The sequence below is a fragment of the Pseudomonas sp. 05T35 genome (assembly GCF_056396605.1).
Window position 1 is genome coordinate 1 of record NZ_JBFTLU010000022.1, and the last position, 21,104, is coordinate 21,104.

A 21,104-nucleotide genomic window follows, 5' to 3' on the forward strand; every position below is an offset into this window, starting at 1 on the left:
CTTGCCAACCTTCGCCGGTCGCGGTCAAGTGCACGGCCAGGGCGTCTGCGGTTTTGCCATCCTGCACCAGCTCGGCGGTCCATTCGCCACTGGCCAATGCGAAGGCGGGTAGCGCGATGTAGTTGATGCCGTTGTTCAGGGTCACCGGTACACGCTGATCGACGCCGCCGTAATGGATCACCAGCTCGGCCTTGACCGGTTTCTCGGACTGGCTGAAAGCGAACACCCCGAGATCCGGTTTGTCGCCGCTGCGGAATTTGCCGGGCCCGCTCCACTTCAGGTACAGCGGTTTGTCCGAGCGCACGAATTGCTTCTTCTGACCGACCTGACCGTCATCGGCAATGGCCCGGGCGGTGATGCGCCAGCGAGTCAGGGAGTCGGGCATCTTGAAGGTGAAGCGGGTCTTGCCGTTGGCGTCGGTCATCAACTCCGGCTGCCACGCCGCCGTGTCGACGTCTTCGCGGCGTGGTCGCTCCAGCACTTTCACTCCGCGCTCGCTACGGTTGGCCTTGCCTGGCGCGCCAGGGCTGCCCGGCAAGGCCACGTCGTAGCTGATGAACGACAGGCTGGCGCTGGTGCGCACGTTGTTGCGCCGTGGGTGGTAGAAGAACTGGTCGATGGTCGGCGCGACTTCCGGTTGCAACGCGTAAATCATTTCATCCACCACGCTGACCGTCAGGTGCGCCGGAACCGGCTTGCCGGCGAACCGGGTGGTCAGGTCCACCGACACGGTGTCGCCCGGCTGGTAGCTGTCCTTGTCGGTGGCGATGGTCACATCGATCTGCGGCGCGACGACTTTGATGCCGATGTTCTGGAAGCTGTACTGGCCGCCCTTGGTGTAGAGCACGGAAAAGGTCAGGTTCGGGGCGAACGTGTCCTTCACCGCAATCCGCGCGCGGTACTGCGTGGGGCTGAGTTTTTCCATTTTCAGCCAGTCGCCGCCCTTGGACAGCAATGCCGTGGCCTCGACTTTGTCGCGCTCCAGAGACAACAGGGCATCACTGACCGGCTCGGGGAACGTGATCAGTGCCAGCGCTTCATCGCCCGCCTTGTACTCGGGTTTGTCGAGAACGATTTCCACAGTGCCTGGTACGGCTTTGACCCCGTCGCCGGTGACCGAATGGCCGGTGCCACCCAGCGCACGACCGTGCTCATCCTTCAACGTCAGGTTGTAGGTACCCGGGCGATCGAACGTCAGTGCAAAACCTTTATCCGCGGCCGCGAGCTTGCCCTCGCCCTGGGTCTGGTCTTCCAGGCGCACCCAGCTGTAGGTGCTAGGGCTCAGCGCTTTGCCCTGCTCGCTGCCACCCTCGTTGGCGTAGCTGAATGCAACCTTGTCGCCTACCGCACTGAAGCGCTGCGGCGCGCTCAAGCGGAAACTTGCGGCGCCGCGGTCGATGAKGATTTCCTTGGTGGTCTTGACCCGATACGCCGCGCCGTCGCTGGCGAACACCGTGAGCATGTAGCGACTCGGTTTCTCGGCGGCCGGCAGGTCCAGCGTGGCGTTACCCTTGGCATCGGTGGTCAGTTCGGTGCTGGTCAGCTCCACCGGGAATTGCCCGAGGTATTGCAGCTCGTTGTCGACCATCGACAGTTGCTGGGCGCGCAGGCTCAGGCTCAACTTGGCGTTGGCCACGGGCTTGCCGTCCGGATACAGCAGCACGAGGCTACCCTTGACCGGTTCGCCGGTGCGGTAATCCTGTTTGGCCAGACTCAGGGAAATTTCGAAGTGCGGCTTGATGTATTCAGCAACGCGAAAGGCACTGCTGTAGGCCTGATCCTTGTAGCTGAAGCGCAGCTCATAACCACCGGCCACAGCGTTTTCCGGTAACTGGAAGCGGCCCTGGGTACCGGCCTTGGAATCCAGCTTCAACGCCAACGATTGCAGCGCGGTGCCGGTGGCATCCAGCACGCTGACGTTGACGTCGGCCGCCGCTGGCTGCACCGAGTCCCGGGCGTTCTTGAACTCGCGACCCACGATTTTCAGCGACACCCAATCCCCCGGCCGATAGAGCGGACGGTCGGTGAATGCATAGAGTTTGGTGTCGTAGATCTCACTGTCGTAATAGAAGTTCTCGGAGACAAACACCCCGCCCTCTTCGTCCTCTCCGATCACGAAGGAACGCTCCGGGCTGGCGTGTTTCAGACGCAGTAAACCATCGGCGTCCGTGGCGCCACTGCTCATGACACCCAGGCCATCGGTCCACAACACATTGACCTTGGGCACTGAACTGCCTTCATGTTTGCGTGCGGCCCAGACCAGGAGTTCATCGCCAGCAATCTTGCTCACGGCCACGGTGTTGGAGACGAACACCATAGTGGTCGCACGGTACTTGCCGATCAGCGCCTCCACCAGATACAGCCCCGGTTTCAGGTTACCCAACGGGATGTAGACGTTACCCGGTGCGACACTGATGAACTCGCTGGAAGACCCCGCCAGGTTCACACCCGCAGGCGGCTGTATCGGCTTGGCCTCCCACAGCGGATAACGAAATTGGCTGACCACCGGCAGACCCGGAATCAAGGCAAATTGCGGCTGCGCGTCGTAAGGCGTTCGCGCGACGATGGCGGTGCCCATCTTCAGTTCCGGCACTTCCTCGGTGACCTGTTTGCGAGACTCGTAAGAAAACGCTCGCTGCATCACCCGACGGGATTTGCGGTACCAACTGTCCCACAGGTAGGCGAGAGTGTTTGACAGGCCCTCACCCTTGAACTGGCCGTCGCTGACCACGCGGTGCAGGTTTTTCTGACGCTTGAGGAAATCCAGCGGTTTGTCGATCCGATAGACCCGAATGTCCGCGCCGCCGTAGGGCTCCATGCGGAACCGGCGATAATCGCGGCCCGGCGCTTCGAGGCGAACCATCGCCTGTTCATCACTGGCAAAACTGCTGTCGGCCAACAGGAAAAAACTTTCACCGGCCACCGCCGTGTAGCCGCTGGGCTCGACGGAATCATCGGCATTGACCGTGGCCAAAGGGGCCAGCAAGGCCAACAACAGGGGCAGTTTTGAACACATGCGCAACATGCGGGCACCGATCATTGGGAGAGAAAGTTCAGTCGATAGACGCCGATGAAGTTGGGGTTGGCTGCGTCGGGAATCCATCGGGTGTCCTTCCATGTCATGAGTTGCTGCAGGCTTGCGGAGCGCATGCCGTTATCGGTAGGGGTGGTGGTGCCGGTGTGATAGGCGATGTAGCGGCCCATCCAGATCATCAGGTGCTGGTCGTCGCCCTGATCGAAAAACATCAGATCGCCAGGCCGGGCCTGGGCCAGGTCGCGGCCCACCCGACGGCTGTTGAACTGAATCAGCTTGATGGCGTTGACGTAAGGCCCGACCTTGCCACCGCCCTGCTGCCATTGCTGGGCGAGGCTGCGCTGGGCGTCGCTCAATGGCAATTCCGGCGGCAGGTAGCGGTTGGACAGGCCATTGCTGCGTAGCCATTTGTCATCGTGGACTTTCAGCGCTTCGTTGGCGGCGAAACGTACCAGCCCGGCACAGTCCTGCTGAAACCAGCGCGGGCTCGGACCCTGGGTCAATTGCTCTTGGGCGATGCGCACGAACCAGGCGCGAAAGACCTGGGATTGCTGCGGGTCAAGCGGCGCGGCTTCGCTGGCAAATGCCCGCGTGCCGAGCAACAGCGCCAGCAGGCCAAGGCCTCGGATGAGTACCGTCACAGGGCTTTCCACTCCAACGGCAACCATTGCCAGTGGCCATCGGGCTCGCTGCCTTTGGGCAACGTCAGGGCGTATTTGCCATAGCCACCGAGCGTGTGCAGTTTCGGAATCAGGTAGGTTTGCGCGGCGTTGTAGAAAACCGGCTCCATGTCTTGCGGCAGGCTATCCAGGGTTTCTCGCTGCATCAGCTGTGCCATGGAATCCGGGCCGAAGTAGAGCGGCGTCAACTGATCTTTCGGCAACACGTCGGCCAGTGGCGGGAAACGTTTGTCGAGGGTGCCCAGGGCTTTGTCCACCAGGGTGTCGTCGAGGGAGAACAACAGCGTCGAGCCGTGGCGCGCCAGACTCACCCGCAGGAACGCCTTGCCGGAGATTGCGTCAGGCTGCTCGGCAGCCTTGGCCGGGTATTGGCCAAAGTTGGAGCTGACCTGGCGCTGCCACCGATGGGTTACACCTTCCTGTTTCTCGACCACCGCAAAGGCGTGCTCGGCGACGTTTTTTTCATAGGCGCCCACCATCGAGCCAAACAGCTTGCCCAGATCACCGTCGAGCTTGGCGCTGTCCTTGTCATTCAGGCTGGCGACCAGCAACGGTGTGTACAGCCGTGAATCGGCGTACCAACAGAGGCCGGCGGCACCGGCCACATGGTCGGTCAGGGCCTGGGCCACCGCTTCGTCGGCGCCGAGTTTCACCAGCAGCGGTTTTTGTTGTTCGGCAGCCAGCGGCAGGGCCACGCAGGCGCTGGCGCCTATCGGCATGGCTTGCCAGATCGGTTTGAAATCGAAGTCCGGCTGGTTATCCAGTTCATCCATGGCCAGGAAACTGTGCCAGCCCTTGTCGTCCATGTCGAAACGCAGCCCGGCGAAGTTGGGGATGAAGCGCTGGTAACCCATGGCCAATACGCTGGAACTGACCGAGAGCCGTTGTTTGACCTCCGGGGCTTTAGGTTGCAGCCCAAAGGCTTCGGGGAAGAGTTTTTCGCCACCCAGCAGTGCTTCCAGCGCCTGGGTCGAGACCATGCCGTGCTCGTCGGTCGGACCATGGCCCACGTCATACAGCTTGCGCGGGTTGGACAGCACCACCAGTTTGTCGCCGTGAGAAGCAAACACCAGGGCTTTGCTGGCGTTGTAGGTGAGTTGATAAACAGGCACCACATCGCCGGCGACGTGCATCTCGCCGATCTGGCTCAACTGCGAATCATCCAGCGCCACTTTAGCCAACGGCTCCAGCACCTTGGCCAGGCCACCGCGATCCATCACCAACAGGAAGTCCTTCAGGCGACCATCCGCCCCACGCCACAGCGCCACGTCTGCTGGCTGATCGAATAGCTGTTCGATCAGGCTGTCCTGCAACTTGAGGTCATGCTCGTAAATGATCCGGCGCAGACTGCCGATCAACCCGAGGCGATCGGCATGGGCTTCGTAATAGAAGACGAAATCTTCGGTCAGGGTTTCCTTGAGAAATGGCACCGTCAGCAAGTCCTTGGGCAACTGGCTCAAGGAACGGGTTTCCAGCAGACCGTCCGGCCGGCTCATGCCCAGTTTGTCACTGGCCAACTGCGCAGCCGGCGCCTTGGGTTTGTGCATGAGCCATCCCAACCCGCCCGCCACGCCGGCCACCAGGCACAGCGCGATCAGCAGCGCCGGCCAACGACGAGAGGTGTTGGCCGCAGGTGCGCCGGCGGCCGGGGAATCGGCCGGTGAAATCGTGTTATCGCTCATGTTCACGCTCATGTTCCCAAAGCTCGGCAATTCATCCGTGGTGCGGGATGTTCAATAGTTGAAAGTCTTGACCAGCAACAGATCACCGATGGCCCGCAAGGGCACGATGAACGTCTCGCGTTTTTCGTCGACGGTGTTTTCGTTGAGCACCAGATTGATCTGCGAGGTGATCACCTCGTTCTGATTGCTGGACTCATCGAAGTTATAGCCGCCGCTGCCGAAGTTGCCCCAATAGTTCACGTAAACCAGATAGGTGCCATGCATCGGTGCGGTCATGGTGAACATTTCCGGGCCCGGGCCATCGACACCATCCGGGTCGAGGCCGCCACCGTTGGTCAACGTCGTGTGGGCGAAAAACGCATGCTGGCCGTCGGGGGTAATGATGTGCAGATCGAGTTCGGCCTTCGGATCGTCCCAACCCAGCACCACGCGAATCCGCGCCGGGGTGCGCAGGTTATTCGCTTCATAGAACTGCACGCGCTTGAGCGACTTGCCTTCGGAACTGCGGACTTCGACACTGTTGGAACCAGCGCCGAACGCATACGGGCGGGTGAAACGCCCGTTGTCATCGGTGTACAGATTCAGGGGATTGCCGTTGACCGCGAGGGTGTGAGGCCCGCGCAGCGTGCCAATGGCCTTGAGCTGCCCCTCGATCATCGTGCGATTGCGCTGCACGCCCCGATCGATGGGCGGTGTGGGATAGGCGACTTGAGGGTTTTCACTGCGGTCCAGCAGGCCGTTATAGCGCCAGCCACCCACCGGTTCCGACACTTCGGCCGTGGGCCCTGCCCAGGCAGCCGATGCGCAGACCAGTGCGATCAGCAGTGAAAGAAAACAACGCATGTGACGCCTCCTGCCATGCATAACGAAACCTTGCGCCCGATCCTCGGCGCATTACAGATCAAAAAACTGTGTTTCGTCAGAAAGACCCGTGGTTATTGGGTCGTAGAAAGCGCGAAGGTTAGCGATATGGGCGGTTTTTAACAATCAGATACAACTAAATTTGCGGCGAGGATCACGCCATCGGCTGGACGACGGGCCGAATAGTGGATCGATTGTCAGCAGGTTCTGACATCAACGTGGTTTTTACCCCGCAACGGCTGCGCCAAATACCCCGCCCATTTGCCCCTCTCCCCCCTATCTGCTAGTGTCGCGCCGGTTTAACGTCTACCGGAAATCGCCGCCATGGCCCGCAAAAAAGCTGCACTGGATTTCGAACAATCCCTCGCCGACCTGCAAACGCTGGTCGAGCGCCTGGAGAACGGCGAGCTGTCGCTGGAAGACTCGTTGACCACTTTCGAGCAGGGCATCGGTCTGACCCGTGATTGCCAGGCTGCGCTGGCGCAGGCCGAGCAGAAGGTTCAGGTGCTGCTTGAGCGCGATGGCGAGCTGTCCGAGGCTCCCTTTGACGCGGAACAGCCAGAATGATCGCGGCGTATTCGGCCAGCAGTCAGGCCCGGGTCAACGCGGCACTCGAAACCCTGTTCACCGCGCCTAGCCCTGAACTCGCACGTTTATATGAAGCCATGCGCTACAGCGTGATGAATGGCGGCAAACGCGTTCGTCCGTTGCTGGCCTATGCGGCCTGCGAAGCGCTGGGCGGAGAAGCTGAGCACGCCAACGGCGCGGCTTGTGCGGTGGAGCTGATCCACGCGTACTCGCTGGTGCACGACGATTTGCCGGCGATGGACGACGACGATCTGCGTCGCGGCCAACCGACCACTCACAAGAAATTCGATGAAGCCTGCGCAATTCTCGCCGGTGACGGCCTGCAAAGCCTGGCATTCAGCGCTTTGCTCGACCCGCGCCTGAATTCAGCCGACGCTGAAACCCGCCTGCAAATGGTCAGCACCCTGGCGTTGGCGGCGGGCCCGGCCGGGATGGTCGGCGGTCAGGCCATCGACCTGGGGTCGGTCGGCTTGAAGCTTGATCAAAAAGCCCTCGAATACATGCACCGGCACAAGACCGGCGCGCTGATCGAAGCCAGCGTCAAGCTTGGCGCCCTGGCCAGTGGCCGCGCCGAGAAAGACCAACTGAAATCCTTGCAGACCTATGCACAGGCCATTGGCCTGGCGTTTCAGGTGCAGGACGACATTCTCGATGTCGAAAGCGATACCGAAACCCTCGGCAAGCGCCAGGGCGCCGATATTGCCCGGGACAAACCGACTTATCCGGCGCTGCTCGGCCTTGATGCGGCCAAGGCTTATGCCCTGGAACTGCGCGATCAGGCCCTGCACGCACTGCGACCGTTTGACGCGTCGGCCGAGCCGCTGCGTGATCTGGCGCGCTATATCGTCGAACGCCGCAACTGATCCGGCGCTCGTTGCCCACTGCAAATCGGCCAAGTTCCGAGCTCTGCGTGGGCAGCGTGCGATGCATCAGGTAAACTGCCGCCTCTTTTATACCTATAACGATTCGCCTGATGCCCACGACGTTTCATGAGATTCCCCGCAAGCGCCCGACCACGCCCCTGCTCGACCGTGCCAACACGCCGGACGGCCTGCGCCGGTTAGGCGAAGCCGAGCTGGAAACCCTGGCGAATGAGTTGCGCCTGGAATTGCTCTACACGGTCGGTCAGACCGGCGGGCATTTCGGTGCAGGCCTGGGTGTCATCGAGCTGACTATCGCGCTGCATTACGTTTTCGACACCCCGGACGACCGGCTGGTGTGGGACGTAGGTCATCAGGCCTATCCGCACAAGATCCTCACCGGYCGCCGCGAMCGCATGGCCACCCTGCGCCAGAAGGACGGTATTGCGGCCTTCCCGCGTCGCTCCGAGAGCGAGTACGACACCTTTGGCGTCGGCCACTCCAGCACCTCGATCAGCGCAGCGCTGGGCATGGCGATTGCCGCCCGCCTGCAAAACAGTGATCGCAAGGCGATCGCTGTGATCGGCGACGGCGCACTGACCGCTGGCATGGCGTTCGAAGCGCTGAACCACGCGCCGGAAGTCGACGCCAACATGCTGGTGATCCTCAACGACAACGACATGTCGATCTCGCGCAACGTTGGCGGGCTGTCGAATTACCTGGCGAAAATCCTTTCCAGCCGCACTTACGCCAGCATGCGTGAAGGCAGCAAAAAGGTCCTGTCGCGCCTGCCCGGCGCCTGGGAAATCGCCCGTCGTACCGAAGAATACGCAAAAGGCATGCTGGTGCCCGGCACCCTGTTCGAAGAACTCGGCTGGAACTACATCGGCCCGATCGACGGCCACGACCTGCCCACCCTGATCGCCACCCTGCGCAACATGCGTGACCTCAAGGGCCCGCAGTTCCTGCACGTGGTGACCAAGAAAGGTAAAGGCTTCGCCCCGGCGGAAGTCGATCCGATCGGTTACCACGCGATCACCAAGCTCGAACCACTGGACGCTCCTGCCGCCGCGCCGAAAAAAGCCGGCGGGCCGAAGTACTCCGGCGTGTTTGGCGAGTGGCTGTGCGACATGGCCGCGGCTGACCCGCGCCTGGTCGGCATCACCCCGGCAATGAAAGAAGGCTCCGACCTGGTGGCCTTCAGCGAGCGTTTCCCACTGCGCTATTTCGACGTGGCGATTGCCGAGCAACACGCGGTCACTTTCGCGGCCGGCATGGCCTGCGAAGGCGCCAAACCGGTGGTGGCGATCTATTCGACGTTCCTGCAACGCGGCTACGACCAACTGATCCATGACGTCGCGGTGCAAAACCTCGACGTGCTGTTCGCCATCGACCGTGCAGGCCTGGTGGGCGAAGACGGCCCGACTCACGCCGGCAGTTTCGACCTGTCGTTCCTGCGCTGCATCCCGGGCATGGTGGTGATGACCCCGAGCGACGAAAACGAACTGCGCAAAATGCTCAGCACCGGCCATCTGTACAACGGCCCGGCGGCAGTGCGTTACCCGCGCGGCACCGGCCCGAATGCCCCGATCGAGAAAAACCTCGAACCGATCGAAATCGGCAAGGGCGTGATTCGTCGCCAAGGCAGCACTGTCGCCCTGCTGGTGTTCGGCGTGCAACTGGCCGAAGCACTGAAAGTCGCTGAAAAAATCGATGCGACCGTGGTCGACATGCGCTTCGTCAAACCGCTCGATGAAGCGTTGGTACGCGAGATCGCCGGCAGCCACGAGTTGCTGGTGACCATCGAAGAAAACGCCATCATGGGCGGTGCCGGTGGCGCGGTCAGCGAGTTCCTCGCCCGCGAGAACATCCTCAAGTCGATGCTGCATCTAGGCCTGCCGGACGTCTACGTCGAGCACGCCAAGCCGGCGCAAATGCTCGCCGAATGCGGTCTGGACGAAGCGGGTATCGAAGAAGCCGTACGTCAGCGCTTGCAACTGCTGGGCCTCTAAACCCCAAACCGGCACAAAACCCTGTGGGAGCGAGCCTGCTCGCGATAGCGGACTGACAGTCAACTCTGATGCTGACTGACACACCGTAATCGCGAGCAAGCTCGCTCCCACACTGGATCTATGTCGCGCAAAGATCTCCAGTGGGAGCGGGCTTGCTCGCGAAGCAGGCACCTCGGTCTCAGTAGTCCGGGGCAATCAACCGGCACAACTTGGCGGTCGCTTCGATCATCTGCCCGCTCGGCCGCTCCAGGCCTTTATCCGCCACCAACAGCAATTGCCCTTGAGCCACCGCGGTCATCTGCGGCCAGGCTTTCCAGGGCGGCTGATCCCAGACCTGATAAAACACCCGAAGCGGTTCTTTGCGTTGATAGCGCTGGCGCAAATCGTCGAGTTGCTTGCGCAAATCAACCGCAAGCGTGCGCCCACGCTCGGGCCGGCCAAGCTGCTCGGCGATCGCTTCGATTTGGCGGGTCAGTTGTTTGAAATTATGCGGTTCGGCGACATAGGTCGGGATCCCCAGTCGGCTCAGTTGCTCACGCTGGGCCGGGCCGACACTGCCAGGCCAGAGCAACAGTAAATCCGGTTTGAGACTGAGCAGGCGCTCAATATCCAGCTGACCGTAACGGCCAACAGAAGGGATGGAGTCGAGTGCTGCAGGACGCTCGCCAGCATCGAGCACGCCCACCAGCAGGTCGGCAGAGCCCAATTCAACGACGATTTCCGAGAGTGACGGCGCGAGGCTGACCACCCGCTCTACCGCGACCGCCGAGCCGCTGATGGCCAGCAGCAGAACCGCCAGCCAACGGCACATCAGCCGAGTTGACGCGGAATACGGTAAAGGTAGAACAGTACCGCGGTCGACAGCGCCAGCAGAACCAAAGGCACCGCTTCAAGACCGACGAACACCGCCAGAGCACCGATCCAGGCCGGCAAGGCCGCAACAAGGAGTGCTTGACGGCGTTTAGCCGCCAAGGCAACCCAGGTCGCGGGTTCTTCCGGGGTATCGAGGGCTTTCTGGGTGGCGATCAAGGCGTGTTTGTAGCCGCCGAAAAACCGCAGGCTGACAAACATCGAGGCCACCCCGGCAATGAAAAACGGCATCGCCAGCACTGGCAAAAACGCCTCGCTCTGACCGAACACGCCGTTGATCACCAGCAGCGGCAGCAGGGCCAGCGCCAGGTATTGCCACCAGTTGACGGACAGTCGCCGCCGGACCTGACCGCGAGTCACGCCCGGTCTGCCTCGCCCTGGTGCTCGTTGCCCATCATGTGGTCGAGCTTGCTGGCCTTGGTCGCCAGGTAGAGCTTGTTGTGCGGATTGTGACCGGTGTGCAGCGGCACGCGCTCGGCAACCACAATGCCCATGTCGGTCAAGGCTTTGACCTTGCGCGGGTTGTTGGTCATCAGGCGCAGAGATTTCACGCCCAGGTGCTCAAGCATCGGCAGGCACATGGCGTAGTCGCGCTGGTCGGCAGCAAAGCCCAGACGCTCGTTGGCTTCAACGGTGTCGGCGCCACCATCTTGTAACTCATACGCGCGGATCTTGTTCAGCAGGCCAATGCCACGGCCTTCCTGACGCAGGTAAAGCAACACGCCGCGACCTTCGCGGGCGATCGCCTGCAACGCCGCCTCGAGTTGCGAACCGCAGTCGCAACGCTGGCTGAACAAGGCATCGCCGGTCAGGCATTCGGAGTGCAACCGGCCGAGTACCGGGGCACCGTCGGCGACATCACCCAGGCTCAGTACGACGTGCTCGCGGCCAGTGGCCTCATCGAGAAAGCCATGCATGGTGAATTGCGCAAAAGGCGTTGGCAGCTTGGAAGCGGCGACAAAAACGACAGGCACCGGTGTGCTCCTGATCTGTATGTACTGGAGATTCGCAGAGGGGGCATTGTAACAGCAGGTTCCTACAGACGCTTAGGCTGAATTATCGCCCATAACGATCAAGAAGTTTGATCACTGCGCTACCAGACCAAGCAAACACGCGGCCCCGTAGCAGCTGGCGCAGCCTGCGTTCGTGTGCGCAGCGCACGTAAATCCTGACGACTCGATCAGCATGATGCACCGCAGAGCCCATCAGGGCACGGGCCCGTGGTGTATCGGCGAAACCAAGGTACAACGGCAGTTCGGTCAAGTGTGTGCGCCGGTACAGGGACGGATCCTCAGCGCCTGCGAGCACTTCATTGATTTCCGTCAGCGCGTCGATATAGAAGTCCGCCCGAGCCTGTTTGAGCATCGGCAAAATTCCGCTACGGCGTTCGATCTGGTTATAGCGGTGGATGTTCGGCAGGTAACTTTCGTAGCGATAGCCACGGACCCAGGCCAGTCGGTACGCACCCAGAGTCTCCAGAGTCGGTGTCGGGTTGCTCGCAAGGCCCAGGGCATAGATATGATCGGAGTCGAAATTCCAGTGGGGATACAGCACCTGATCGGCCTCATTGGAATAGGAGCCAACCAGCGCGTCCACTTCACGACGCTGCACCAGCCCCACCGAACGGGTGTAAGGCACGGTGCGAATATCCAGTTTCACTCCAGCCGGCTCGAACACGGCGCGCAAAATATCCCAGGCCAGCCCATGGCCATCGGCGGCGGTGTAGTCATCCCAGTCCTCGCTGGCCAGATGAATCACGGCCGGTGTCGTCGGCACATCCGCCGCACGAGCGAGCGAACAGAACACCGCAAAAACCAGAACCCACAGCCAGCGCCCGACCATCCCCCAGCCCCTCAATCTATTCGTCGATCAATCAACCCATCAGGCGAAATACCGGACCAGCCCCTGCAGCGCCAACCAGGCAAACACGCCTGCCAGCACGTCGTCGAGCATGATCCCGACACCGCCATGTACATGTCGGTCGATCCAGCGAATCGGCCATGGCTTGAGAATGTMGAAGAAGCGGAACAGCAGGAACCCCGCCAATAGCCAGTACCAACCTGTCGGCACCAGCCACAGGGTGATCCACATCCCGACCATTTCGTCCCAGACGATGCCTTCGTGGTCGTGCACCCGCAAATCGTCAGCAACCTTGCCGCACAGCCAGAAGCCGAACAGCATCGTGATGCCGAGCATCAGCCAGTAACCCCAGTCGGGCAACATCTGCCATAACGGAACAAAGGGTAGCGCAACCAGCGAGCCCCAGGTGCCCGGCGCCTTGGGCAAGGTGCCTGAGCCGAAACCGAACGCCAGGAAATGCCAGGGATTGCGCCAGACCGATGGCGGCACATGTTCTGCCGGGCCCTGTTTGGGATGATCTGTCACGGTGTCTCCCGAAAATGTTGATAACCCCGGGCTTGCGGGGTGATGTCTTGCCCGTTCGCGTCCAGCAGCGTCACGCCCTGCCCGGCCACGACCCGCCCGACAACGTGAATCGGCCAGCCGTCGGCGAGCAGTCCCGGTAGTTGCGCGGGTGGCAGAGTGAACGCCAGCACGTAGTCGTCGCCACCACTCAAGGCCGCCACGCGGGCGGCATTCTCACCGAGAAAGCTCACCAGTGCCGTGGACAGCGGCAGCTTTTCGCTTTCGATCAGCAAACCGACAGCCGAGGCCTTGGCGATATGCCCGCAATCGGCGAGCAAACCGTCAGAGATGTCCAGTGCCGCGGTGGCTTTGCCGCGCAACGCCATACCCAATTCAAGCTGCGGCTGTGGCGACCAATAATGCGCCAACAACGGCCCGGCAACATCGGCGGGCGCGACGCGCTCACCCAACACCAGCGACAATGCACCGGCGGCGTTGCCCAGCTCACCGCCCACGCACACCAGATCACCGGGTTGCGCACCGCTGCGGGTCAGTGCCTTGCCTGCCGGGACCCGACCGAACACGGTCATGGTCAGGCTCAGCGGTCCGCGTGTAGTGTCGCCGCCCACCAGCTGTACGCCGCAGTTTTGCGCCATGGCGTTCAAGCCTCGGGCGAAGGCGTCCAGCCAATCGGCGGTCACCGTCGGCAAGGTCAGGGCAAGGGTAAAGGCAATGGGGGTGGCGCCCATGGCAGCCAGATCGCTGACCGCCACAGCCAGCGAACGCTGACCGAGCAAAAACGGGTCGCAAGGGTCTGCGAAATGCACACCGGCCACGAGCGTGTCGGTGGAAATTGCCAGCTGCTCCCCTGGGGGAACAGCGAGCAAGGCGCAGTCGTCACCGATTCCCAGGTCAACACCTTCACCGCCTTGCGCACACGGCGCGGCGGCGAAATAGTTGCGGATCAGCTCAAACTCGCCCATGGCAATGGCAGTTCAAGCGCCGATCAGCGCTTGAACGCCTTCACTTCAGCTTCACGCAGGCGCGGGGCCAGCTTGTCGAGTACACCGTTGACGAACTTGTGGCCATCGGTGGAACCGAAGACTTTAGCCAGCTCGATGCCTTCGTTGATCACCACGCGGTAAGGCACGTMGACACGCTTGAGCAGTTCCCAGGTGGACAGGCGCAGAACCGCCAGTTCAACCGGGTCCAGCTCTTCGATTTCGATGTCCAGGCATGGCTTCAGCGCGGTGTCGATTTCAGTCTTGCATGCCGGAACCCCATGGAGGATTTCGCGGAAGTAAGCACCATCAACATCGGTGAAATCGTTATCGACCCGGAACTGCGCTTCGATCTCGTTCAGCGATTGCTTGGCCATGTGCCATTGATACAGCGCCTGGGTCGCGAGCTGACGGGCTTCGCGACGCTTGACGCTTTTCGATGGTTTGCCAGCATCCGCAGGCTTTGGATCGCGCGGGTTGAAACGATCGCTTTCGTCGCTAATCACTTGGCCTCCAACTGCGCCAGCAGGCTGACCATTTCCAGAGCGGACAAGGCAGCTTCAGCACCTTTGTTGCCGGCCTTGGTGCCGGAACGTTCGATGGCTTGCTCGATCGAGTCGACGGTCAGTACGCCGAACGCGACCGGTACGCCGAATTCCATGGACACCTGGGCCAGGCCCTTGGTGCACTCGCCAGCCACGTATTCGAAGTGCGGAGTACCGCCACGAATGACCGCGCCCAGTGCGATGATTGCCGCGAACTCGCCCTTCTGAGCGACTTTCTGCGCAACCAGCGGGATTTCGAAGGCGCCAGGGGCACGGATGATGGTGATGTCGCTTTCGCTCACGCCATGGCGAACCAGGGCATCAACAGCACCGCTTACCAGGCTTTCAACAACGAAGCTGTTGAAGCGGCCAACAACCAAAGCGTAGCGGCCTTTGGGGGCGATGAAGGTACCTTCGATGGTCTTCAGGGTCATTCGACAAATCTCTTAAAGAGCCGGGACGCGTTCAGTACGCGTCCCTCAGTGATATTTGAACCGCGAACAAGGGGGTGAAAAACACCGGTCTTTATTCGGAGGGCACGTATTCTACAACTTCCAGATCGAAACCGGATATCGCATTAAATTTCATTGGCGCACTCATCAGGCGCATTTTGCGTACACCCAGGTCACGCAGGATCTGCGAGCCGGCACCGACAATGCTGTAGGTGGTCGGTTTTTTCGGCTGTGCGTGGTCGGCGGTTTCGCGGATATGCGCCAGCAACACATCGCCATCGAGTGGGTGACCGAGCAACAGCACCACACCGCTGCCAGCCTCGGCAACCGCGGCCATGGCGGCTCGCAGGCTCCAGCGACCTGGCTGCTTGACCATCAACAGGTCGCGCAGCGGGTCCATGTTGTGCACGCGAACCAGGGTCGGTTCTTCGGCGCAAATGGTGCCCAGGGTCAGTGCCATGTGCACGTCGCCTTCCACTGAATCACGATAGGTCACCAGATTGAACTGGCCCAATTCGCTGTCCAGCGGCTGCTCGGCAATCCGCTGAACGGTACGTTCGTGGATCATCCGGTAGTGAATCAGGTCGGCGATGGTGCCGATCTTGATGTTGTGTTCGGCGGCGAAGGTTTCCAGCTCGGCGCGACGGGACATGGTGCCGTCGTCGTTCATCACTTCGCAGATCACCCCGCTCGGCTCGAAACCGGCCATGCGCGCCAGGTCGCAAGCCGCTTCGGTGTGGCCGGCACGGGCCAGGGTGCCGCCGGCCTGGGCCATCAGCGGGAAGATGTGACCGGGGCTGACGATGTCTTCGGCCTTGGCGTCCTTGGCAGCGGCCGCTTGCACGGTGCGCGCACGGTCAGCCGCAGAGATACCGGTGGTGACACCGACAGCGGCTTCAATGGACACGGTGAACTTGGTGCCAAAACCGGAGCCGTTGCGCGGCGCCATCAATGGCAGCTTGAGCAGTTCGCAGCGCTCGCGGCTCATCGGCATGCAGATCAGGCCACGAGCGTGCTTGGCCATGAAGTTGATGTGTTCAGGCTGGCAGCACTCGGCGGCCATGATCAGGTCGCCTTCGTTCTCGCGGTCTTCGTCATCCATGAGGATGACCATCTTGCCTTGGCGGATGTCTTCAACCAGTTCTTCGATGCTATTGAGCGCCACGCGGCACCCCCTTGAGTCAGGATTTGAGGTAGCCGTTGGCGGCCAGAAAGCTTTCGGTAATGTTGCCCTTCGAGGATTCTGCAGCCTTGTCACCCAGCAACAGACGCTCCAGGTAACGGGCCAGCAGATCGACCTCAAGGTTGACCCGGCGACCTGGCTGGTAAGACGCCATGATGGTTTCGCTCAGGGTGTGCGGAATGATCGTCAGCAAGAACTCGGCGCCGTCGACCGCGTTCACCGTCAGGCTGGTGCCGTCGACCGTGATCGAGCCTTTATGGGCGATGTATTTGGCCAGGTCTTTCGGCGCACGAATGCGGAACTCCACGGCACGGGCATTTTCGGTACGCGCAACCACTTCGCCGACACCGTCGACGTGACCGCTGACCAGGTGCCCACCGAGGCGAGTGGTCGGGGTCAGGGCTTTTTCCAGGTTGACCGGGCTGCCGCTTTTCAGGTCATTCATGGCGGTGCAGTCGAGGGTTTCGCGACTGACATCCGCTGCAAAGCCATTGCCCGGCAGTTCAACCGCCGTCAGGCAGACGCCATTGACCGCGATGCTGTCGCCGAGTTTGACGTCGCTCAGATCGAGCTTGCCGGTTTCTACGTGAACCCGCACATCGCCGCCTTTGGGGGTCAATGCACGGATGCTGCCGATGGATTCGATGATGCCGGTAAACATGGAGTCCTCCTCGAGAACAAAACCTTCGCTTGTGGCGCAGGTCGGGAATTATACGCTCGCCGATGGCATAGGGATGGCAGTGACTCGCCAGTCATCGCCCACTGCGCGGATTTCTGTGATTTTCAGCTCCGGCGCATCCTTCATTTGCGCGAGTGGCCAGTCCAGCAATGGTCGCGCCGTGGAGCCGAGGAACTTGCCCGCGATGAAGATCTGGAACTCGTCCACCAACCCTTGCTGGGCAAACGCTCCGGCCAGACGCGGGCCGGCTTCCACCAGCACTTCGTTGACGCCACGGGCGGCGAGTTCGAGCAACAGCTTGCGCAGGTCGACCTGGCCATCGTCGCCAGGCACGATCAGGCATTCAGGACCGTTGGCGTATTGCTCTTCCACCGCGACACAGGTGGCGACCAGCGCCGGGCCTGCCTTGAAGAACGGCGCGTCGAGCGGCACGCGCAGACGGCCGTCGACCAGCACGCGAAGCGGCGGGCGGCTCATGGCGAGCGCAGTTTGCTCGGCGTCGAGGCCCAACTCATCGGCACGCACGGTCAAGCGCGCGTCATCGGCCAGCACCGTGTCGGCACCGGTCAACACGACGCTGGCCTGCGCCCGCAGACGTTGTACAGCCGAGCGGGCGGCGGGACCGGTGATCCATTGGCTTTCGCCGCTGGCCATGGCGGTACGACCGTCGAGGCTCATCGCTAACTTGACCCGCACGAACGGCAAGCCGTGTTCCATGCGCTTGAGAAAACCTTCATTGAGCTTGCGCGCCTCGCCTTCGAGCACGCCGCTGCGGGTCTCGATGCCCGCCTGCTCCAGACGCTGCAGACCGCGGCCGGCGACTTCCGGGTTCGGGTCCTGCATCGCCGCAACGACTCGCGCCAGGCCGGCGTTCACCAGCGCATCGGCGCACGGCGGCGTGCGGCCATGATGGCTGCAAGGCTCCAGCGTGACGTAGGCGGTGGCGCCGCGGGCGTTTTCGCCGGCGGCGCGCAAGGCGTGGACTTCGGCATGCGGCTCGCCGGCGCGCACATGCCAGCCTTCGCCGACAATCTGCCCGTCACGCACGATCACGCAGCCCACCCGAGGGTTGGGATGGGTGGTGTAGTGACCTTTGCGCGCCAGTTCCAGCGCGCGCGCCATGTAATGGGCGTCAAGAATCGCTTGTTCTGAAGAAATCGTCATGGTTTGACCGGCTCACGGGCCAGGCGATCGATCTCTTCGCGGAACTCGTTGAGGTCCTGGAAGCGGCGATACACCGAAGCGAAACGAATGTAGGCGACTTCATCGAGCTTTTGCAGCTCGGCCATCACCAGTTCACCGACCACGAGGGACTTGACCTCGCGTTCACCGGTCGCCCGCAGTTTGTGTTTGATATGGGCCAGCGCCGCTTCCAGGCGTTCGACGCTTACCGGGCGCTTCTCCAGCGCACGCTGCATGCCGGCGCGAAGTTTTTCTTCGTCGAATGGCTGACGGCTACCGTCGGTTTTGATCAGGCGCGGCAACACCAGTTCGGCGGTTTCGAACGTCGTGAAACGTTCGCCGCAGGCCAGGCATTCGCGCCGGCGGCGCACCTGTTCGCCCTCGGCGACCAGACGCGAGTCGATGACCTTGGTGTCGTTGGCACCGCAGAAGGGACAGTGCATGGTGGCAGGCAACAAAAAAAGGGAGGGCCATGGTAGCGCATCCCACTGGCAAGACAAGCCATAGGGTTTGCGGTATACAGACGGGCTACACTGACTGATCGATGGATTTCATTTTGCTGGAGCTGCAAATGCCGCTAAGACCGCTTGTTTTACTCAGTCTCATCGGCCTGTTGGTCGCGTGTAGCAGCGCACCCAAACCGGCGGCACCGACCCCGGGCCCTGCGCCGCAGATGGCTCAGAAGAAGGCCCAGGCCTCGGCCGACCTCGGACCGCTGCCCGCGTACCAACGGGAATTGAGCGGCACCTTGCAGGGCGTGCCGGCCGGCGCCGAGGTTGAACTGGCGCTGCTAGTGATCGACGAGCGCTCCCGGCCGCAGCAATTGCTCGCCAGCGCCAACCTGATCGGCAACAACAAGGTTCTGCCGTTCCGTCTGCGATTCAATCCCGACTCGTTCCCGGTCGGTGCACGCGTCGAACTGCGGGGTCGTGCCAGCCAGTCCGGACAGTTGATTTTGCATCTGCCGGCGCAACGCATCTTTGAGCCGAAGACCCAGGCCCTGGGCCAATTGCAGTTCCTCAAAGCGCCATGAATGCGCCGCTCGACCTGCAACAGGCGTTAAGTGAACTGCTCGGCGATGCACAGCTGGTCCCGTGTCCGCTGCCTGAGACCACGCTGAAACTCTGGCTGATCGACGGCGACAACATGGACCGCGCCTTCAGCCCGGAAGAAACCCGGCGCATTCTCCACGAGCCGCCGTACTGGAGTTTTTGCTGGGCCAGCGGCCTGGCGATGGCCCGTTACCTGGCGGAACATCCGCAATGGGTTGCCGGCAAGCGCGTGCTGGATTTCGGCGCCGGCTCCGGGGTGGCGGGGATTGCAGCGGTCAAGGCCGGGGCGCTGGAAGTGGTGGCCTGTGATCTTGATCCACTGGCGATTGCAGCCTGCCGGGCGAATGCCGAACTCAATGACGTCACGCTCAGCTACTCGACAGACTTTTTTGCCGAGGCCGATCGTTTTGATCTGATTCTGGTGGCCGACGTGTTGTACGACCGGGCCAACCTGCCGTTGCTCGATGAGTTTCTCAGCCGTGGCCGCGAGGCGTTGGTAGCAGATTCGCGGGTACGGGATTTCCGTCATCCGTTGTATCAACGGCTGGAAATGCTTGAGGCGATGACCTTGCCGGACCTGGCCGAACCGGAAGAGTTTCGGCATGTGAGCCTGTACMACGCGCAGCGCGGCTAGCTAAAAGCATCGCGAGCAGGCTCGCTCCCACATTGGTTTTGTGTCGAGCACAGATTTTGTGGCAGGCATTGGTCCCTGTGGGAGCGAGCCTGCTCGCGATGGCGGTTTATCAGACACCTGAGGACTTACTGCCGCCCCCGCCAAGCCTTATAGTTCCCCCATTCACGTTTCTTCGAGATGCCCCATGAGTCAAGACACGCCGTATATCTTCGACGCCACTACTGCCGATTTCGACCAGTCGGTGATCGAGAACTCGTTCCACAAGCCGGTGCTGGTGGATTTCTGGGCTGAATGGTGTGCACCGTGCAAGGCGCTGATGCCGATGCTGCAATCCATCGCCGAGAGCTATCAGGGCGAGTTGCTGCTGGCCAAGGTCAACTGCGACGTCGAGCCGGACATCGTTTCGCGCTTCGGCATTCGCAGCCTGCCGACGGTAGTGCTGTTCAAGGATGGTCAACCGGTGGACGGCTTTGCCGGCGCACAGCCCGAGTCCGCTGTCCGCGCACTGCTTGAGCCACACGTGAAAATGCCACCACCGGCCGCTGCCGACCCGATCGAACAGGCTCAGGCGCTGTTCGACGAAGGTCGTTTCGCGGATGCCGAGGCCACACTGAAAGTGCTGCTGGGTGAGGACAATACCAACGCCCGCGCGCTGATCCTTTACGCGCGTTGCCTGACCGAACGCGGCGAATTGGGTGAAGCCCAGGCCGTGCTCGACGCGGTGAAAAGTGATGAACACAAAGCGGCACTGGCCGGCGCCAAGGCGCAAATCAAGTTTCTCGGCCAGGCCGCTGACTTGCCGGATGTCGCCGACCTGAAATCCCGTCTGGCGCAAAACCCGCAGGACGATGAAGCCGTCTACCAACTGGCGGTCCAGCAACTGGCCCGTCAACAATACGAGCCGGCACTGGACTCCCTGCTCAAGCTGTTCATCCGCAATCGCAGCTACAGCGAAGGGTTGCCGCACAAGACCCTGCTGCAAGTGTTCGAACTGCTGGGCAACGATCACCCGCTGGTGACCGTTTACCGCCGCAAGCTGTTTGCAGCACTCTACTAGACCTGCTCGATCCAGCTATAGAGCGGCGTATCCCCGCCGCTCACTACCTTGACCTCCGGGCTATGGCGCAAGCGCACCAGCAGACGTTTGCCTGCGACAGTGTTGCCGGTCAAACCCTCCAGTTGCTCCAGCAGATCCGGCCCCGTCAATTGCCCGGACGTGCGCAGCAGATCCTTGGCAAGCTGCCACAGCACCTCATCCTGATTGACCGGTTTGACCACCGAATCGGTCACCACTGCTGCGCTTTCTGACTTGCTTACCTGCAACTGCGCGCCAAGCCGCGCCCAATCTCCATCATCCAGTTCCAGGGTCAAATCCACCGGCCAATCGCCGATACTTCCACGAATGCGCAACATTGGGGTTTCCTC

At 61.6% G+C, this 21,104-nt stretch carries 23 protein-coding genes; 6 read left to right on the forward strand and 17 right to left on the reverse strand.

Annotated features, from left to right (window positions below):
• From AC1DH9_RS03160 to AC1DH9_RS03175, 4 genes are all read right to left on the reverse strand, one after another.
• The coding region (locus tag AC1DH9_RS03160; RefSeq protein WP_477807790.1) for an MG2 domain-containing protein at window positions 1-3,040 on the reverse strand (3,040 nt) is incomplete at its 3' end.
• Window positions 3,037-3,702 (reverse strand): DUF1175 domain-containing protein, encoded by a 666-nt coding sequence (locus AC1DH9_RS03165; RefSeq protein WP_427541700.1) that lies wholly within the window; start codon window positions 3,700-3,702, stop codon window positions 3,037-3,039. The genes AC1DH9_RS03165 and AC1DH9_RS03160, both read right to left, overlap by 4 nt.
• Window positions 3,672-5,396 (reverse strand): DUF2138 domain-containing protein, encoded by a 1,725-nt coding sequence (locus tag AC1DH9_RS03170; RefSeq protein ID WP_427541698.1) that lies wholly within the window; start codon window positions 5,394-5,396, stop codon window positions 3,672-3,674. The genes AC1DH9_RS03165 and AC1DH9_RS03170 overlap by 31 nt, the downstream gene beginning before the upstream one ends.
• A 51-nt stretch (window positions 5,397-5,447) precedes the next feature.
• Entirely contained in the window at window positions 5,448-6,239 is a 792-nt protein-coding gene (locus AC1DH9_RS03175; protein WP_427541695.1) for a YfaP family protein, read from the reverse strand.
• A gap of 342 nt (window positions 6,240-6,581) precedes the next feature.
• Between AC1DH9_RS03175 and AC1DH9_RS03180 the strand changes: the two genes are divergently transcribed.
• The 3 genes from AC1DH9_RS03180 (at window position 6,582) to dxs (ending at window position 9,717) form a co-directional block, all read left to right on the forward strand.
• Window positions 6,582-6,824, forward strand: coding sequence for an exodeoxyribonuclease VII small subunit (locus tag AC1DH9_RS03180; RefSeq protein ID WP_427541692.1), 243 nt, complete (start codon window positions 6,582-6,584; stop codon window positions 6,822-6,824).
• Complete coding sequence (ispA, locus tag AC1DH9_RS03185) at window positions 6,821-7,708, forward strand: (2E,6E)-farnesyl diphosphate synthase (protein ID WP_427541689.1); 888 nt, start codon at window positions 6,821-6,823, stop codon at window positions 7,706-7,708. Before AC1DH9_RS03180 ends, ispA begins: the two co-directional genes overlap by 4 nt.
• Before the next feature lie 110 nt (window positions 7,709-7,818).
• Window positions 7,819-9,717: a 1-deoxy-D-xylulose-5-phosphate synthase gene (gene dxs, locus AC1DH9_RS03190; RefSeq protein WP_477807791.1), complete on the forward strand. Its 1,899-nt coding sequence runs from the start codon at window positions 7,819-7,821 to the stop codon at window positions 9,715-9,717.
• Between the two features lie 178 nt (window positions 9,718-9,895).
• Here the strand turns inward: dxs and AC1DH9_RS03195 are convergent, their stop codons facing one another.
• From AC1DH9_RS03195 to nrdR, 12 genes are all read right to left on the reverse strand, one after another.
• On the reverse strand, window positions 9,896-10,528 hold the full coding sequence (locus AC1DH9_RS03195; protein ID WP_477807792.1) for an ABC transporter substrate-binding protein: 633 nt from the start codon (window positions 10,526-10,528) through the stop codon (window positions 9,896-9,898).
• Window positions 10,528-10,947, reverse strand: a complete 420-nt coding sequence (locus AC1DH9_RS03200) for an MFS transporter (RefSeq protein WP_427541680.1) — start codon at window positions 10,945-10,947, stop codon at window positions 10,528-10,530. Before AC1DH9_RS03200 ends, AC1DH9_RS03195 begins: the two co-directional genes overlap by 1 nt.
• Window positions 10,944-11,561, reverse strand: a complete 618-nt coding sequence (gene ribA, locus AC1DH9_RS03205; RefSeq protein ID WP_019693842.1) for a GTP cyclohydrolase II — start codon at window positions 11,559-11,561, stop codon at window positions 10,944-10,946. Before ribA ends, AC1DH9_RS03200 begins: the two co-directional genes overlap by 4 nt.
• An 82-nt stretch (window positions 11,562-11,643) precedes the next feature.
• Window positions 11,644-12,429 carry an ABC transporter substrate-binding protein gene (locus tag AC1DH9_RS03210; RefSeq protein WP_477807793.1) on the reverse strand — a complete coding sequence of 262 codons (786 nt, stop codon included), beginning with the start codon at window positions 12,427-12,429 and terminating at the stop codon, window positions 11,644-11,646.
• A 39-nt stretch (window positions 12,430-12,468) separates the two neighbouring features.
• On the reverse strand, window positions 12,469-12,972 hold the full coding sequence (locus AC1DH9_RS03215; RefSeq protein WP_477807794.1) for a phosphatidylglycerophosphatase A family protein: 504 nt from the start codon (window positions 12,970-12,972) through the stop codon (window positions 12,469-12,471).
• Complete coding sequence (gene thiL, locus AC1DH9_RS03220) at window positions 12,969-13,934, reverse strand: thiamine-phosphate kinase (protein WP_427541672.1); 966 nt, start codon at window positions 13,932-13,934, stop codon at window positions 12,969-12,971. The genes AC1DH9_RS03215 and thiL overlap by 4 nt, the downstream gene beginning before the upstream one ends.
• Window positions 13,935-13,957: 23 nt before the next feature.
• The gene (nusB, locus tag AC1DH9_RS03225) at window positions 13,958-14,458 is read right to left on the reverse strand and encodes a transcription antitermination factor NusB (protein WP_477807795.1); all 501 of its coding nucleotides are present in this window, start codon (window positions 14,456-14,458) and stop codon (window positions 13,958-13,960) included.
• Window positions 14,455-14,931 carry a 6,7-dimethyl-8-ribityllumazine synthase gene (ribH, locus tag AC1DH9_RS03230; protein ID WP_003228649.1) on the reverse strand — a complete coding sequence of 159 codons (477 nt, stop codon included), beginning with the start codon at window positions 14,929-14,931 and terminating at the stop codon, window positions 14,455-14,457. Before ribH ends, nusB begins: the two co-directional genes overlap by 4 nt.
• Window positions 14,932-15,022: 91 nt before the next feature.
• Entirely contained in the window at window positions 15,023-16,114 is a 1,092-nt protein-coding gene (ribBA, locus tag AC1DH9_RS03235) for a bifunctional 3,4-dihydroxy-2-butanone-4-phosphate synthase/GTP cyclohydrolase II (RefSeq protein ID WP_054594246.1), read from the reverse strand.
• 16 nt (window positions 16,115-16,130) lie between these two features.
• Window positions 16,131-16,793, reverse strand: coding sequence for a riboflavin synthase (locus AC1DH9_RS03240; protein ID WP_081427298.1), 663 nt, complete (start codon window positions 16,791-16,793; stop codon window positions 16,131-16,133).
• A 48-nt stretch (window positions 16,794-16,841) separates the two neighbouring features.
• Complete coding sequence (gene ribD / locus AC1DH9_RS03245) at window positions 16,842-17,975, reverse strand: bifunctional diaminohydroxyphosphoribosylaminopyrimidine deaminase/5-amino-6-(5-phosphoribosylamino)uracil reductase RibD (RefSeq protein ID WP_427541669.1); 1,134 nt, start codon at window positions 17,973-17,975, stop codon at window positions 16,842-16,844.
• Window positions 17,972-18,436 carry a transcriptional regulator NrdR gene (nrdR, locus tag AC1DH9_RS03250; RefSeq protein WP_019693850.1) on the reverse strand — a complete coding sequence of 155 codons (465 nt, stop codon included), beginning with the start codon at window positions 18,434-18,436 and terminating at the stop codon, window positions 17,972-17,974. Before nrdR ends, ribD begins: the two co-directional genes overlap by 4 nt.
• Before the next feature lie 128 nt (window positions 18,437-18,564).
• On the opposite strand from nrdR, the gene AC1DH9_RS03255 reads away from it, so the two are divergent.
• The 3 genes from AC1DH9_RS03255 to trxA all read left to right on the forward strand — a co-directional run bounded on the left by AC1DH9_RS03255 (window position 18,565) and on the right by trxA (window position 20,736).
• Entirely contained in the window at window positions 18,565-19,026 is a 462-nt protein-coding gene (locus tag AC1DH9_RS03255; protein WP_427541663.1) for a hypothetical protein, read from the forward strand.
• A complete protein-coding gene (locus tag AC1DH9_RS03260; protein ID WP_477807796.1) occupies window positions 19,023-19,679 on the forward strand; it encodes a class I SAM-dependent methyltransferase in 657 nt (218 codons plus the stop codon). Before AC1DH9_RS03255 ends, AC1DH9_RS03260 begins: the two co-directional genes overlap by 4 nt.
• Window positions 19,680-19,863: 184 nt before the next feature.
• The gene (gene trxA, locus AC1DH9_RS03265; RefSeq protein WP_427541657.1) at window positions 19,864-20,736 is read left to right on the forward strand and encodes a thioredoxin; all 873 of its coding nucleotides are present in this window, start codon (window positions 19,864-19,866) and stop codon (window positions 20,734-20,736) included.
• Here trxA and AC1DH9_RS03270 read toward each other — a convergent pair.
• A complete protein-coding gene (locus AC1DH9_RS03270) occupies window positions 20,733-21,092 on the reverse strand; it encodes a hypothetical protein (protein WP_427541654.1) in 360 nt (119 codons plus the stop codon). The genes trxA and AC1DH9_RS03270 overlap by 4 nt on opposite strands.
• Between the last annotated feature and the right edge of the window lie 12 nt (window positions 21,093-21,104).

Bases quoted from the DNA above. Each gene is read 5' to 3' on its own strand.
- AC1DH9_RS03165 (WP_427541700.1), bottom strand. From the start codon at position 3,702: ATGGTTGCCGTTGGAGTGGAAAGCCCTGTGACGGTACTCATCCGAGGC.
- AC1DH9_RS03170 (WP_427541698.1), bottom strand. From the start codon at position 5,396: ATGAGCGATAACACGATTTCACCGGCCGATTCCCCGGCCGCCGGCGCA.
- AC1DH9_RS03175 (WP_427541695.1), bottom strand. From the start codon at position 6,239: ATGCGTTGTTTTCTTTCACTGCTGATCGCACTGGTCTGCGCATCGGCT.
- AC1DH9_RS03180 (WP_427541692.1), top strand. From the start codon at position 6,582: ATGGCCCGCAAAAAAGCTGCACTGGATTTCGAACAATCCCTCGCCGAC.
- ispA (WP_427541689.1), top strand. From the start codon at position 6,821: ATGATCGCGGCGTATTCGGCCAGCAGTCAGGCCCGGGTCAACGCGGCA.
- AC1DH9_RS03195 (WP_477807792.1), bottom strand. From the start codon at position 10,528: ATGTGCCGTTGGCTGGCGGTTCTGCTGCTGGCCATCAGCGGCTCGGCG.
- AC1DH9_RS03210 (WP_477807793.1), bottom strand. From the start codon at position 12,429: ATGGTCGGGCGCTGGCTGTGGGTTCTGGTTTTTGCGGTGTTCTGTTCG.
- thiL (WP_427541672.1), bottom strand. From the start codon at position 13,934: ATGGGCGAGTTTGAGCTGATCCGCAACTATTTCGCCGCCGCGCCGTGT.
- ribH (WP_003228649.1), bottom strand. From the start codon at position 14,931: ATGACCCTGAAGACCATCGAAGGTACCTTCATCGCCCCCAAAGGCCGC.
- AC1DH9_RS03240 (WP_081427298.1), bottom strand. From the start codon at position 16,793: ATGTTTACCGGCATCATCGAATCCATCGGCAGCATCCGTGCATTGACC.
- ribD (WP_427541669.1), bottom strand. From the start codon at position 17,975: ATGACGATTTCTTCAGAACAAGCGATTCTTGACGCCCATTACATGGCG.
- nrdR (WP_019693850.1), bottom strand. From the start codon at position 18,436: ATGCACTGTCCCTTCTGCGGTGCCAACGACACCAAGGTCATCGACTCG.
- AC1DH9_RS03255 (WP_427541663.1), top strand. From the start codon at position 18,565: ATGCCGCTAAGACCGCTTGTTTTACTCAGTCTCATCGGCCTGTTGGTC.
- trxA (WP_427541657.1), top strand. From the start codon at position 19,864: ATGAGTCAAGACACGCCGTATATCTTCGACGCCACTACTGCCGATTTC.
- AC1DH9_RS03270 (WP_427541654.1), bottom strand. From the start codon at position 21,092: ATGTTGCGCATTCGTGGAAGTATCGGCGATTGGCCGGTGGATTTGACC.